The organism is Alteromonas sp. BZK5, assembly GCF_014349115.1.
Taxonomy (GTDB): Bacteria; Pseudomonadota; Gammaproteobacteria; order Enterobacterales; family Alteromonadaceae; genus Alteromonas; species Alteromonas macleodii.
In genome coordinates this window covers 1-15,388 of the sequence record NZ_JACSOE010000028.1, presented here as the reverse complement: position 1 = coordinate 15,388, position 15,388 = coordinate 1, and the positions used below count along the sequence as shown (strand labels likewise).

The 15,388-nt window shown below is 46.2% G+C and carries 11 protein-coding genes; 10 read left to right on the top strand and 1 reads right to left on the bottom strand.

What is annotated here, in order from left to right:
- Positions 1-109 precede the first annotated feature (109 nt).
- Positions 110-412, bottom strand: a complete 303-nt coding sequence (locus BIZ39_RS10200) for a hypothetical protein (protein ID WP_061096048.1) — start codon at positions 410-412, stop codon at positions 110-112.
- 244 nt (positions 413-656) lie between these two features.
- On the opposite strand from BIZ39_RS10200, the gene rplK reads away from it, so the two are divergent.
- The 10 genes from rplK to BIZ39_RS10150 form a co-directional block, all read left to right on the top strand.
- Positions 657-1,085, top strand: a complete 429-nt coding sequence (rplK, locus tag BIZ39_RS10195) for a 50S ribosomal protein L11 (protein WP_014951043.1) — start codon at positions 657-659, stop codon at positions 1,083-1,085.
- A 4-nt stretch (positions 1,086-1,089) separates the two neighbouring features.
- Positions 1,090-1,785 carry a 50S ribosomal protein L1 gene (rplA, locus tag BIZ39_RS10190; RefSeq protein WP_014951042.1) on the top strand — a complete coding sequence of 232 codons (696 nt, stop codon included), beginning with the start codon at positions 1,090-1,092 and terminating at the stop codon, positions 1,783-1,785.
- A 306-nt stretch (positions 1,786-2,091) separates the two neighbouring features.
- On the top strand, positions 2,092-2,610 hold the full coding sequence (gene rplJ, locus BIZ39_RS10185) for a 50S ribosomal protein L10 (protein WP_014951041.1): 519 nt from the start codon (positions 2,092-2,094) through the stop codon (positions 2,608-2,610).
- Between the two features lie 57 nt (positions 2,611-2,667).
- Positions 2,668-3,045, top strand: a complete 378-nt coding sequence (rplL, locus tag BIZ39_RS10180; RefSeq protein WP_015068303.1) for a 50S ribosomal protein L7/L12 — start codon at positions 2,668-2,670, stop codon at positions 3,043-3,045.
- A gap of 325 nt (positions 3,046-3,370) precedes the next feature.
- Positions 3,371-7,399 carry a DNA-directed RNA polymerase subunit beta gene (gene rpoB / locus BIZ39_RS10175; RefSeq protein ID WP_014977618.1) on the top strand — a complete coding sequence of 1,343 codons (4,029 nt, stop codon included), beginning with the start codon at positions 3,371-3,373 and terminating at the stop codon, positions 7,397-7,399.
- Between the two features lie 81 nt (positions 7,400-7,480).
- The gene (gene rpoC, locus BIZ39_RS10170) at positions 7,481-11,653 is read left to right on the top strand and encodes a DNA-directed RNA polymerase subunit beta' (protein WP_071816177.1); all 4,173 of its coding nucleotides are present in this window, start codon (positions 7,481-7,483) and stop codon (positions 11,651-11,653) included.
- Positions 11,654-11,962: 309 nt separating this feature from the next.
- Positions 11,963-12,337 (top strand): 30S ribosomal protein S12, encoded by a 375-nt coding sequence (gene rpsL / locus BIZ39_RS10165; protein WP_014951037.1) that lies wholly within the window; start codon positions 11,963-11,965, stop codon positions 12,335-12,337.
- Between the two features lie 75 nt (positions 12,338-12,412).
- Positions 12,413-12,883, top strand: coding sequence for a 30S ribosomal protein S7 (rpsG, locus tag BIZ39_RS10160; RefSeq protein ID WP_014951036.1), 471 nt, complete (start codon positions 12,413-12,415; stop codon positions 12,881-12,883).
- 27 nt (positions 12,884-12,910) lie between these two features.
- Positions 12,911-15,013, top strand: a complete 2,103-nt coding sequence (gene fusA / locus BIZ39_RS10155) for an elongation factor G (protein WP_014951035.1) — start codon at positions 12,911-12,913, stop codon at positions 15,011-15,013.
- A 63-nt stretch (positions 15,014-15,076) separates the two neighbouring features.
- Positions 15,077-15,388: GTP-binding protein (locus BIZ39_RS10150; RefSeq protein WP_239217646.1), on the top strand; the 312-nt coding region annotated here is incomplete at its 3' end.

Below are 15,388 nucleotides of genomic sequence, written 5' to 3'. Positions count from 1 at the left end.
GAGTCCCAAAATCTGACACCCAGCGCACGTTTTAAGATTAGGTTCATTCCACAAATTACCATGACCCAAATGAACACCGTTCCGATATCTACCATTTTAAATTTGACCTTCACTCATCTGTTGTTTCTAAACCCTCTAGATCCGACGCCAAATTTGCTATAGCGCCCGAAACTAACCCACCACCTACGGATGTTGCGAGAGAGCTGAAACCTTTAACCGGACTTAAAGCGCCTGCACCCATTCCGGCAAGTGTTCCTGTAGCGATGGTACTGAACGATGCGTTACGCCCGCCACCAATAATTGCCCCATAGAAACCACCTATGCCACCGGCTATAGCGCCTAAAGCATTGGCCCAAAGTGCACCAGAAACATTTGAGATCTCATGATTGTTTAATTCTGTAGGTTTTTCCATTGTTTGATTATCCTTTCAAAATAAATGATGAGCTTCACACTGTGTGCGTAAAGCCAACATAACTCTGATTCACTTTGCCTATGAAAAATACTGACCTTTCGATGGTTTTTTATTCTAAATAGCCCTTGCATAGTAATTAATCACCTTATATAATGCGCGCCCTTTTAAACGGAAACGGGAAGCCGATTGAGCAAATAATCTCTGTATTTGCGAGGCGTTAGACCCAAACAAGAGAGCATGTAAAATGGCTAAAAAAGTAAGCGGTATTATCAAGCTTCAGGTAGCAGCAGGCGCTGCTAACCCAAGTCCACCAGTTGGTCCTGCACTAGGTCAACACGGTGTAAACATCATGGAATTCTGTAAGGCTTTCAACGCGAAAACAGAAAGCCTTGAGAAAGGCGCTCCAGTACCAGTAGAAATTACTGTATACGAAGATCGCTCTTTCACATTCGAAACTAAGACTCCTCCTGCGTCTTACCTGCTTAAGAAAGCAGCGGGCATCAAGAGTGGTTCTGGCCGTCCTAACACTGAAAAAGTGGGTAAAGTTACTCGCGCTCAGTTGGAAGAGATTGCTAAAACTAAAGAGCCAGACCTTACTGCAGCTGATCTAGATGCAGCGGTACGCACTATCGCGGGTTCTGCTCGCTCAATGGGCTTGAACGTAGAGGACTAATCGAATGGCTAAATTAACTAAACGCGCTCGCCTAATCCGCGACAAAGTTGACTCTACTAAAGAGTACGAAATCAACGAAGCAGTAGCGCTTCTTAAAGAACTAGCAACAGCTAAGTTCGCAGAAAGCGTAGACGTATCTGTTAACCTTGGTATCGATGCGAAGAAATCTGACCAAAACGTTCGTGGTGCAACTGTACTACCTAACGGTACTGGTAAAGACGTTCGCGTTGCAGTATTCACTCAAGGTGCAAATGCTGAAGCAGCTAAAGAAGCTGGTGCAGACATCGTTGGTATGGATGACCTAGCTGAGCAAGTTAAGAAAGGCGAAATGAACTTTGACGTAGTAGTTGCTAGCCCAGACGCAATGCGTGTTGTTGGTCAACTAGGTCAAATCTTAGGTCCACGTGGCCTTATGCCTAACCCAAAAACTGGCACTGTAACGCCTGACGTTGCAACGGCAGTTAAGAATGCTAAAGCTGGTCAGGTACGCTACCGTAACGATAAGAACGGTATCATCCACGCTAGCATCGGTAAGATCGCGTTCGAAGCGAACCAAATTCAAGAAAACCTTGAAGCGCTACTTGAAGCATTGAAGAAAGCTAAGCCTTCTTCTGCGAAAGGTACATACATCAAGAAGATCAGCCTAAGCACTACAATGGGTGCTGGTGTTGCTCTTGATAAGGCTTCTGTAGGTCTTTAATTTCGCTGAGCTTAGGCTCATCGAAATCTCTTAAAGGTTATGGGTTGGAGCTGTGACAATTAGCAGTGCTAGTAAGCAGCTCCCGTCCTAGACCGCAGGTGCGGTGTGGTGAAAGAGGTAAGAGAACTTTCACAGTCAACACACTGCTTAATACAACAACCTGCGCAGACGGTGGTTTGACTCAGACTCTCTGGGGTAACAAACACCGTAGAGCGGTATCAACCATGAGGGTTGGTATCAATCTGTGAACCCTGACGGCGTAAGCGGGTAACCGCAAACAAAGTCAGATACAAAGAGGTGAACTCAGTGGCACTAGGTTTAGCAGCAAAAAAAGAGATCGTAGCAGAAGTTTCTGAAGTTGCGTCTCGCGCTCTATCCGTAGCCGTTGCTGAATACCGTGGGATGGAAGTTGCAGAACTGACTGACCTACGTGTTAAAGCTCGTGAGCAAGGCGTATACCTAAAGGTTGTACGTAACACTCTTGCAAAGCGTGCTCTAGCAGACAGTCAATTTGCAGACTTAGACAGCGCCTTAACTGGTCCGCTTATCTATGGTTTCTCTATCGACGCACCAGGCGGTGCGGCACGTCTTTTCAAAGACTTCGGTAAGACTAACGATAAGCTAAAAGTTACAGCACTATCTATTGGTAGCGGTCTTCTTGGTCCAGAGAAATTGGACGCAGTTGCAGCACTACCTACCCGCGACGAAGCGCTTGCGAAACTACTTGCAACCTTCAAAGCACCAGTTGGGAAATTCGTTCAAACAATCAACGAAGTTCCTGGCAAGTTTGTGCGCGTATTGGCGGCGGTCAAAGACACCAAGTAATTGGCGTTTTTGGCATATTGATTTTTTTAACATTTTATACCCAGGAGTTTAGAGAACATGGCTCTAACTAAAGAAGATATCTTAAACGCAATCGCTGAAATGCCAGTAATGGAACTGGTTGAACTAATCGAAGCGGCTGAAGAAAAATTCAACGTATCTGCTGCAGCTGCTGTTGCTGTTGCTGGTCCAGCTGCTGGCGGTGACGCTGCTGCTGCAGAAGAAAAGACTGAATTCGACGTTGTAATGACTTCATTCGGTGGCAACAAAGTTGCAGTTATCAAAGCAGTTCGCGGCGCGACTGGCCTAGGTCTTAAAGAAGCTAAAGAAGTAGTTGAGTCTGCTCCTAAAGCTATCAAAGAAGGCGTAAGCAAAGATGAAGCTGAAGCACTTAAGAAAGAGCTTGAAGAAGCTGGTGCAGAAGTAGAAATCAAGTAATCTGACATAGTCAGATTATTGCCTGAGACGGCAAGGCTGGTGGTTTTTTAAACCACCAGCCTTTTTGCGCTGTATAGTGTGTAGAATCTAACCCTTGGTTACACTACTTAAAGCGCCATTCGGAAATACCCATAAAAAGCATAAAAATCCAACAAGTTAACTAATAATTGGTTAAATTTTGTTGTATGCTGGTGTATCTGCCCGAAAAAGGGTTGTGGAAGTTTGTTGCTTAGTGCGCCATTTGAAACGTAGCTTTTAGCCCATAGCACGCGTTTTAAAGCATTTTGCAGCAGGTTGGGTCATAAATCAGCAGGCTGAGGAACCCATGGTTTACTCTTATAGCGAAAAGAAACGTATCCGTAAGGATTTTGGCAAACGCCCACAGGTATTGGAAATTCCATACCTTCTTTCAATTCAGCTTGATTCTTTCAAAAAGTTTATTGAGATCGATGCAGATGCTCAATACGGTTTGGAAGCAGCATTTCGTTCCGTTTTTCCAATTAAAAGCTACTCAGGTAGTTCAGAGCTTCAGTATGTAAGCTACCGCCTGGGAGAGCCCGTTTTCGACGTTAAAGAATGTCAAATTCGCGGCGTAACTTTCTCTGCTCCGTTAAGAGTAAAACTACGGTTAGTGTTGTTCGATAAAGACGCTGCGCCAGGTACCGTAAAAGATATTAAAGAACAAGAAGTGTACATGGGCGAGATCCCGTTGATGACTGAGAACGGTACGTTCGTTATCAATGGTACAGAGCGTGTTATCGTGTCACAGCTACACCGTTCACCTGGTGTATTCTTTGATCACGACAAAGGTAAAACCCACTCGTCAGGTAAAGTGCTTTATAACGCACGTGTAATTCCTTACCGTGGTTCGTGGTTAGACTTCGAGTTTGACCCGAAAGATAACCTATTCGTACGTATCGACCGTCGTCGTAAGTTGCCTGCAACGATTATCTTACGCGCACTTGAAATGACGTCTGAAGAAATCCTAGATACTTTCTTCGACAAAGTAAGCGTACGTATCGACAAAGACAAACTAATGATGGAAGTGGTTCCAGATCGCCTACGTGGTGAGACGGCTGCTTTTGACATCATTGACGGTGAAGGCAACGTTGTTGTTGAAACGGGTCGTCGTATTTCTGCGCGCCACACGCGTGCACTAGAAAAAGCCGGTCTTACAGAACTTGAAGTTCCAGCCGATTACCTAATTGGCCGTGTTTACGCAGCTACTTATGTAAACGAAGACACAGGCGAAGTGATTGTAAGCGCGAACGACGAACTAACCCTTGAAAACCTAGCGGCACTTAGCCAAGCGGGTATCAAAGAGTTCGAAACGCTTTACATCAACGAGCTAGATCACGGTTCATACATTTCAGATACGCTACGTATCGATTCTTCAACTAACCGCCTTGAAGCACTAGTTGAAATTTACCGTATGATGCGTCCTGGTGAGCCACCAACAAAAGATGCAGCTGAAACCTTGTTCGATAACTTGTTCTTCTCTGATGAACGTTACGACCTATCTTCTGTTGGCCGCATGAAGTTCAACCGCCGTCTTGGCCGTGAAGAACTTATTGGAGCTGGTACACTAGATAAAGAAGACATTATTTCTGTAATGAAGCAGCTAATAATGATTCGTGACGGTAAAGACGAAGTAGATGACATCGATCACCTAGGTAACCGTCGTATCCGTTCTGTAGGTGAAATGGCAGAAAACCAATTCCGCGTTGGTCTTGTACGTGTTGAGCGTGCAGTTAAAGAGCGTCTAAGCTTAGGCGACCTAGACAACGTGATGCCACAAGATCTTATTAACGCTAAGCCTATCTCGGCTGCGGTTAAAGAGTTCTTCGGTTCATCTCAGCTTTCTCAGTTCATGGACCAAAACAACCCGCTATCAGAAGTAACGCATAAGCGTCGTATTTCTGCATTAGGCCCGGGTGGTCTTACACGTGAACGTGCAGGCTTCGAAGTTCGAGACGTACACCCGACTCACTACGGTCGTCTATGTCCAATCGAAACGCCGGAAGGCCCGAACATCGGTCTAATTAACTCATTGGCAAGCTTCGCGCGTACCAATGACTTCGGTTTCCTAGAAACGCCGTTCCGTCGCATTGTAGACGGTGTCGTAACAGACGAAATCGATTACTTATCTGCAATTGAAGAAGGTCAATTCGCAATCGCTCAGGCAAACATCGCGTTGACTGAAGCAGGCGAGTTGGTTGACGACCTAATTCCATGTCGTCACCGTGGTGAAACTACCTTGATGCCGAAAGAAGACATCAAGTACATGGACGTTTCACCTCAGCAAATCGTTTCAATTGCTGCAAGCATTATCCCATTCCTAGAGCACGATGATGCGAACCGTGCACTTATGGGTGCGAACATGCAACGTCAGGCAGTACCTACACTACGCGCTGATAAGCCGCTAGTTGGTACCGGTATGGAAAGAACTATCGCGGTTGACTCAGGTGTTACTGTAGTTGCTAAGCGCGGTGGTGTGGTTGATTACGTAGATGCCAGCCGTATCGTTATTAAAGTAGACGAAGATGAAATGCTTCCAGGTGAAGCGGGTATCGATATCTACAACCTGACTAAGTACACACGTTCTAACCAAAACACGTGTATCAATCAGAAGCCTACTTGTAGTGTTGGCGACCCGATTGTTGCAGGCGACGTGCTAGCTGATGGTCCTTCAACAGACCTAGGTGATCTTGCACTTGGTCAGAACATGCGTATCGCGTTCATGCCGTGGAATGGTTACAACTTTGAGGATTCAATCCTTATTTCTGAGCGTGTAGCGCAGGAAGACCGTTTTACTACTATCCACATTCAAGAGCTTAGCTGTATCGCTCGTGATACTAAGCTTGGGCCAGAAGAGATTTCTTCTGATATCCCGAACGTGGGTGAATCTGCACTAAGCAAGCTTGATGAATCAGGTGTTGTTTACATTGGTGCGGAAGTGAAAGGCGGTGACATCCTTGTAGGTAAAGTAACGCCTAAAGGTGAAACGCAGCTTACGCCAGAAGAAAAACTACTACGTGCAATCTTCGGTGAGAAAGCGTCTGACGTTAAAGATACGTCTCTACGTGTACCTAACTCTGTTCACGGTACGGTAATCGACGTTCAAGTATTTACCCGTGACGGTGTAGAGAAAGACAAGCGTGCGCTAGAAATTGAAGATATGCAGTTACGTCAGGTTAAGAAAGACCTTACTGACGAGTTCGAAATTCTTGCAGACGGTATCTTCGCACGTGCACAAACTGCACTACTACGTGCTGGTGTTGACCAAGCTAAGCTTGACAGCCTGCCGCGTGAAAAGTGGTTTGAAATCGCACTTAACAGTGAAGATGCACAGCTAGAGCTAGACCAAATCGCTGATCAGCATGCTGAAATCAAACTTGATTTCGATAAGAAGTTTGAAGGTAAGCGTCGCAAGATTACTCAAGGCGATGACCTAGCACCTGGCGTGCTTAAGATCGTTAAGGTTTACCTTGCGGTTAAGCGTCACATCCAACCGGGTGATAAAATGGCCGGTCGTCACGGTAACAAAGGTGTTATCTCGACTATCCAGCCTGTAGAAGACATGCCATACGATGCTAACGGTACGCCGGTAGATATCGTTCTTAACCCACTAGGTGTACCGTCTCGTATGAACATCGGTCAGATCCTAGAAACGCACTTGGGTATGGCTGCACACGGTCTTGGTGTGAAGATTGATCGCATGATTAAAGAGCAGCGCGAGCTGGCTGAACTACGTGACTTCTTGAAGAAGGTGTACGAGCTTGGTGAGAATCACCAAGAAGTAGACATCGATAGCTTCACAGACCACGAAGTTCGTCGTCTAGCGGAAAACCTTCGTAAGGGTGTTCCAGTAGCAACACCTGTATTCGACGGTGCTCGTGAATCTGAAATCAAAGAAATGCTGAAGCTTGCTGACATTCCAGAAAGCGGTCAGATTGCTTTGTTTGACGGTCGTACCGGTCGCGAATTTGAGCGTCCAGTTACGGTTGGTTACATGTACATGCTGAAACTGAACCACTTAGTAGACGACAAAATGCACGCGCGTTCTACGGGTTCTTACAGCCTTGTTACACAGCAGCCTCTTGGTGGTAAAGCACAGTTCGGTGGTCAGCGCTTCGGTGAGATGGAAGTGTGGGCACTTGAAGCATACGGTGCAGCATATACCCTTCAAGAAATGCTTACCGTTAAGTCGGATGACGTTAACGGCCGTACCAAGATGTACAAGAACATCGTCGATGGCGACCACAGAATGGAACCTGGCATGCCAGAGTCATTCAACGTACTACTTAAAGAAATTCGCTCGTTGGGTATCAACATCGAGCTTGAAGAAAAGTAATACGGCGTTAGCCACGTAATGTTATGAGATGGCCCGGCGCTTGCGCCGGGTTCTAGAGACTGACTCCGCTGGGAGAGTAATGTGAAAGACTTATTAAAGTTTCTAAAGCAACAAAACAAGACTGAAGAATTCGATAATATTCGAATCGGTCTGTCTTCACCTGACATGATCCGTTCATGGTCATTCGGTGAAGTTAAAAAGCCTGAAACAATTAACTACCGTACGTTCAAGCCTGAGCGTGACGGTCTGTTCTGTGCGCGTATCTTTGGTCCGGTTAAAGACTACGAGTGTCTTTGCGGTAAGTATAAGCGCCTTAAGCACCGTGGTGTTATCTGTGAGAAGTGTGGCGTTGAAGTTACACTGACTAAAGTACGTCGTGAGCGTATGGGTCACATCGAGCTAGCTAGCCCGGTAGCACACATCTGGTTCCTTAAATCACTTCCGTCTCGTATCGGCCTAATGCTAGATATGACACTTCGTGATATTGAACGTGTACTTTACTTTGAATCATACGTGGTTACAGAGCCAGGTATGACTACGCTTGAGCGCAGCCAACTTCTTAACGAAGAAGAGTACTTGGATGCACTTGAAGAGCACGGTGATGAGTTTGAAGCGAAGATGGGTGCTGAGGCAGTATTCGATCTTCTAACTGCACTAGACGTAGACGCAGATGTTGCGGCTATGCGTGAAGAGCTGCCTTCAATCAACTCTGAAACTAAGCGTAAGAAAATTACTAAGCGTCTTAAGTTGCTTGAGTCATTCCAACAGTCTGGTAACAAGCCAGAGTGGATGATCATGACGGTACTTCCGGTACTTCCACCAGATCTTCGTCCTCTAGTACCACTAGATGGCGGCCGTTTTGCAACGTCTGACCTTAACGACCTTTACCGTCGTGTTATTAACCGTAACAACCGTCTTAAGCGTCTTCTAGACCTAGCTGCTCCAGACATCATCGTACGCAACGAAAAGCGTATGCTTCAAGAGTCTGTAGATGCGCTTCTAGATAACGGACGTCGTGGTCGTGCGATTACCGGTTCTAACAAGCGTCCACTTAAGTCGCTTGCAGACATGATCAAAGGTAAGCAAGGTCGTTTCCGTCAAAACCTTCTTGGTAAGCGTGTTGACTACTCAGGCCGTTCTGTAATTACCGTTGGTCCTACGCTACGTCTTCACCAGTGTGGTCTTCCTAAGAAGATGGCACTTGAGCTATTTAAGCCGTTTATCTACGGTAAGCTTGAAGGTCGTGGTCTTGCGACAACAATTAAAGCAGCTAAGAAGCTTGTAGAGCGCGAAGCACCAGAGGTTTGGGACGTACTAGACGACGTTATCCGCGAACACCCGGTACTACTTAACCGTGCACCTACACTTCACCGTTTGGGTATCCAAGCATTCGAACCAACTCTAATCGAAGGTAAAGCGATTCAGCTTCACCCGCTAGTGTGTGCGGCGTACAACGCCGACTTCGATGGTGACCAAATGGCGGTACACGTTCCGTTGACAATCGAAGCACAGCTAGAAGCACGTGCACTTATGATGTCAACGAACAACATTCTGTCACCTGCGAATGGTGAGCCAATCATCGTACCTTCACAGGACGTTGTATTGGGTCTTTATTACCTAACGCGTGACAAAGTAAACGGCTTAGGCGAAGGCATGGTATTCACCAGCCCGAATGAAGCAGAAAAAGCATACCGTACAGGTAATGCTGAGCTTCACTCTCGCGTTAAAGTACGTATTACTGAATATGACATCGATGAAGATGGCAACAAAACTGAGAAAGTAACGCTAACTGACACTACTGTTGGTCGTGCGATTTTCTCACTGATCCTTCCAAAGGGTCTGCCGTTTGAAATCATCAACCAAGCGATGGGCAAGAAGCAAATTTCAAAACTATTGAATGCTTGTTACCGTACGCTAGGTCTGAAAGACACAGTAATTGCTGCTGACCAAATCATGTATACCGGTTTCCACTACGCGATGATCGCGGGTGCGTCTGTTGGTATCGACGATATGGTTATCCCTGCTGCTAAGAAAGACATCATCGATGCAGCGGAAGCAGAAGTTATTGAAATTCAGGAACAGTTCCAAAACGGTCTTGTTACCGCGGGTGAGCGTTACAACAAAGTTATCGATATCTGGTCAAATGCTAACGAAAAAGTTGCTAAGGCCATGATGGATAACCTTAAGACTGACATCGTAATTAACCGCGATGGCGAAGAAGAAGAGCAATCATCATTTAACTCTGTTTACATGATGGCCGACTCAGGTGCTCGTGGTAGTGCCGCTCAGATTCGTCAGCTAGCTGGTATGCGTGGTCTGATGGCTAAGCCAGATGGCTCAATCATCGAAACCCCAATTACGGCGAACTTCCGTGAAGGTCTGAACGTACTACAGTACTTCATCTCAACTCACGGTGCTCGTAAAGGTCTTGCGGATACCGCACTTAAGACAGCTAACTCGGGTTACCTAACGCGTCGTCTAGTAGACGTTGCACAAGACTTGGTAATCACTAACGACGACTGTGGCACATTCGAAGGTGTTCAAATGACACCACTAATCGAAGGTGGTGACGTTGTTGAGCCACTACGCGAGCGTGTACTAGGTCGTGTGGTAGCAGAAGATGTACTTAAGCCAGGTACTAACGAAGTACTAGTAGAGCGTAACGTTCTTCTAGACGAAGCGTTAGTAGACATGCTTGAAGCTAACTCAGTTGACCAAATTATGGTTCGCTCGGTAATCACTTGTGACAACGACTTCGGTGTTTGTGCTAAGTGTTACGGTCGTGACCTTGCACGTGGTCACATGGTGGGCAGCGGTGAATCGGTTGGTGTTATTGCAGCACAGTCAATCGGTGAGCCAGGTACACAGCTTACCATGCGTACGTTCCACATCGGTGGTGCGGCATCAAGAGCATCTGCTGAGAACAGCGTACAAGTTAAGACGGCGGGTAGCCTTAAGCTACACAATGCGAAATTCGTACGTAACTCTGACGGCAAAGTGGTTATCGTTTCTCGTTCAACAGAACTTACTGTTATCGACGAGCAAGGCCGTGAGAAAGAGCGCTATAAAGTACCTTACGGTGCTGTACTTAGCGTGGATGACGGTGCAACTATTGCAGCTGGCGACGTTGTTGCTAACTGGGATCCGCATAGTCACCCAATCATCACTGAACGTGCAGCTAAGATTAGCTTCGCAGACATTGATGACTCTAACACCGAAATGCAGCAAGACGAGCTTACTGGTCTAACCCGTATCGTTGTTAAAGACCTTGCGAAAGTAAACTCTAAAGAGCCTAAGCTAATTCTTGAAAGCGACGAGTTCGGTCTTCAAGAAATTCGTCTTCCAAGCTTCACAACCATCGAAGCGAAAGAAGGCAAAGTAGCTAACGAAGGTGACGTGCTAGCACGTATTCCTCAGGAAAGCTCGAAGACTCGTGATATCACGGGTGGTCTACCGCGCGTTGCGGACCTATTTGAAGCACGTAAGCCTAAAGAGCCTGCTATCCTTGCAGAAATCTCAGGTACTATCGGCTTCGGTAAAGAGACCAAAGGTAAGAAGCGTCTTGTAATTACACCTGCTGAGGGTGACGCGTACGAAGAGATGATTCCTAAGTGGCGTCAGCTTAACGTGTTCGAAGGTGAGAAAGTGGAAAAAGGCGAAGTTATCGCTGATGGTCCAGAGTCTCCACACGATATCCTACGTCTACGTGGTATCTCAGCTGTAGCAAACTACATCGTGAACGAAGTTCAGGAAGTTTACCGTCTACAGGGTGTTAAGATTAACGATAAGCACATTGAAGTAGTTATCCGTCAGATGCTACGCAAGTGCATTATCACTAATCCAGGCGATACGCAGTTCCTTGAAGGCGAACAGGTTGAAGTATCGAACGTTAAAGTGGCTAACCGTGAAATTGAAAAACACGGCAAGATCCCAGCGCAGTACGAAACACAGCTGCTTGGTATCACTAAAGCGTCACTGTCTACTGAGTCATTTATCTCAGCGGCATCGTTCCAAGAAACAACACGTGTTCTAACTGAAGCTGCGGTTCAAGGTAAAGAAGATGACCTACGCGGTCTGAAAGAAAACGTAATCGTTGGTCGACTAATTCCAGCGGGTACAGGTTTCGCTTACCACGAACGCCGTGCACAACGTCGCAAAGAGCAAATCGAAGAAATGTCAGTTTCTGCTGCTGAAGCAGAACAGGCACTAACCGAAGCGCTTAATGCTGGTGCAGACGAAGATACTGCCGAATAAGGCAAGATCATAGGAGTACGTTAACGTACTCCTAACAATTTGGCAGTCCAGTTGTACAGATTGCAGATAAATTAACTGCTTAACCTTTGTACACCTTGACAGTCAGAGCGATGATCTTTAATATTCCGCGACCCGATTTTGGATAGCCAATAAGTGGCTCGATAAACGGTCGCGGTTTTTTGTATCAGCGCTCAGTGAATGTTGACGAGCACAATATTCACAAACAAGAGCGATTAAACAATTAATCGCATTAATATGGACCCAATCACAGTGATTGGGTTTTCGTAGTTTTTAATCAGGAGCTAGTTAATGGCAACAGTTAACCAGTTAGTGCGCAAGCCGCGTAGAAAGCCCGTTGAAAAAAGCAACGTAGCTGCTCTACAAGCTTGTCCACAAAGACGTGGTGTATGTACTCGTGTATATACTACTACGCCTAAGAAACCAAACTCTGCACTACGTAAAGTATGTCGTGTACGTCTAACTAACGGTTTTGAAGTTTCTTCATACATCGGTGGTGAAGGTCACAACCTACAAGAGCACAGTGTAGTACTTATCCGTGGTGGTCGTGTTAAAGATCTACCAGGTGTTCGTTATCACACAGTTCGCGGTACTCTTGACTGCGCAGGTGTAAACGATCGTAAACAAGCCCGTTCTAAGTACGGCGCGAAGAAGCCTAAGTCATAACGGTTCTCCGTTAGTAAGGCCAAACTGAAGTTTAAGAGTTTTGGGTTTTCCCTGAATTCATACGGAGAATAGAAAATGCCAAGAAGAAGAGTCGTAGGTCAACGTAAAATCCTACCAGAGCCAAAATTTGGTTCACAACTGCTTGCGAAATTCATGAATGTCGTAATGCTCGACGGCAAAAAGTCAGTCGCTGAAAAAATCGTTTACGGTGCGCTTGATATTGTTGCTGAAAAAACCGGCAAAGCACACCTAGATATCTTCGAGGAAGCGCTTGATAACATCCGCCCAACAGTAGAGGTTAAGTCTCGTCGTGTTGGTGGTTCTACTTATCAGGTTCCAGTTGAAGTACGTCCAGTTCGTCGTAACGCGCTAGGTATGCGTTGGATGGTTGAAGCTGCACGTAAACGTGGCGAAAAGTCTATGGCACAACGCCTAGCGGCTGAAATGCTAGACGCAGCAGATAATAAAGGTTCAGCGGTTAAGAAACGTGAAGACGTTCACCGTATGGCCGAAGCAAACAAAGCGTTTGCTCACTACCGTTGGTAATCAACGTTATTTAACTGAGAGAGATTTATGCCTCGTAAGACCTCGATTGAGCGTTATCGCAATATTGGTATTGTGGCTCACGTGGACGCGGGTAAAACCACGACCACAGAGCGTGTTCTGTTTTATACAGGACTGTCTCACAAAATCGGTGAAGTGCACGATGGTGCTGCTACCATGGACTGGATGGAGCAAGAGCAGGAGCGTGGTATTACTATCACGTCTGCTGCAACGACTTGTTTCTGGTCTGGTATGGAGCAACAGTTCGATCAACACAGGATCAACATCATCGACACCCCTGGACACGTTGACTTTACTATCGAAGTAGAGCGTTCATTGCGTGTACTAGACGGTGCAGTGGTTGTTTTCTGTGGGTCTTCTGGGGTAGAACCTCAATCAGAGACAGTCTGGCGACAGGCTGACAAATATCAAGTGCCACGCCTTGTGTTCGTTAATAAGATGGACCGGGCTGGCGCTGATTTTGAACGTGTTGTGGGTCAAATCCGCAAGCGTTTAGGCGCAAACTGTGTTCCGATTCAAATCAACATGGGCGCTGAAGAGAATTTCCATGGCGTCATCGACCTTGTGAAGATGAAAGCCATCAACTGGAATGAAGAAGACATGGGTATGACATTTACCTATGAAGACATTCCGGCTGAATATTTAGATACCGCTGAGCAGTACCGTACCGAAATGATCGAAGCGGCTGCAGAAGCATCTGATGAGCTAATGAATAAATACTTGGAAGGTGAAGAGCTTTCTGAGGAAGAAATTCGTTCAGGCCTTCGTCAGCGTACGCTGAACAACGAAATTGTTCTTGCCACCTGTGGCAGTGCCTTCAAAAACAAAGGTGTTCAGGCAGTACTAGACTCTGTTATTCATTATCTTCCGTCTCCAACAGAAGTTAAGGCCATCACTGGTGTACTTGACGACAAAGACGAGACAGAAGCAGAGCGTCATTCAAGCGACGATGAGCCGTTCTCAGCGCTAGCATTTAAAATAGCGACCGACCCATTTGTGGGTACGCTAACCTTCTTCCGTTGTTACTCTGGTGTAGTAAACACGGGTGATACGGTTTACAACCCTGTTAAGGGCAAGCGTGAGCGCTTTGGTCGTATTGTGCAAATGCACGCGAAAGACCGTGAAGAAATTAAAGAAGTACGCGCAGGTGACATCGCTGCGGCCATTGGCCTTAAAGATGTAACAACCGGTGATACGCTTTGTGACCCTAACCATGTTATTACGCTAGAGCGTATGGAGTTCCCAGAGCCGGTAATTTCAATTGCGGTTGAGCCTAAGTCGCAAGCTGACCAAGAGAAAATGGGCATAGCCCTAAGCAAGCTTGCAGCTGAAGATCCGTCATTCAAAGTGAAAACTGACGACGAGACAGGCCAGACGATTATCTCAGGTATGGGTGAACTTCACCTTGATATCATTGTCGACCGCATGAAGCGCGAATTTAAAGTTGAATGTAACGTAGGTAACCCTCAGGTTGCTTATCGTGAAACCCTTCGTAAATCTGTTGAAGTTGAAGGGAAGTTCGTTCGTCAGTCAGGCGGCCGCGGCCAATTTGGTCATGTATGGCTGCGCATTGAGCCTCAAGAAGAAGGTTCAGGCTACGAATTTGTGAACGAAATCGTCGGTGGTGTGGTACCAAAAGAGTTCATTCCAGCGGTCGATAAAGGAATTCAGGAGCAGATGCGAAGTGGTGTTCTTGCAGGGTATCCAGTACTTGATGTAAAGGTTACGTTGTTTGACGGTTCATACCACGATGTTGACTCTTCTGAAATGGCGTTTAAGATCGCCGGCTCTATGGGTTTCAAAAAAGGCGCCGCAGAAGCAAATCCGGTGTTACTTGAACCCACAATGAAAGTTGAAGTGACTACTCCAGAAGACTGGATGGGTGATGTAGTTGGTGACATTAATCGTCGCCGCGGCATGATCGAAGGTATGGAAGATGGCGTCGCAGGTGTTAAAATAATACGTGCTAAAGTGCCGCTTTCAGAAATGTTTGGCTACGCAACTGACTTGCGTTCACAAACACAAGGTCGTGCTTCATACTCAATGGAGTTCTTCAATTATTCTGAGGCGCCGAACAATGTGGCGCAGGCTATTATTGAATCTAGAATTTAATCTAAATGAAGGTTCGGTCCGGTCTATTGGTGGGTCGGACTTTTAACTTAGGAAACGAGAAAAATGGCAAAAGAAAAGTTTGAACGTACGAAACCCCACGTAAACGTGGGTACAATCGGCCACGTTGACCACGGTAAAACTACGCTAACTGCAGCAATCACTACAGTTCTTTCAAAGACTTACGGTGGTAACGCACAGGCTTTCGATCAAATCGATAACGCGCCTGAAGAAAAAGCACGTGGTATCACCATCTCTACTTCACACGTAGAATACGATACTCCTACTCGTCACTACGCACACGTAGACTGCCCAGGACACGCTGATTACGTTAAAAACATGATCACTGGTGCTGCTCAGATGGACGGTGGTATCCTA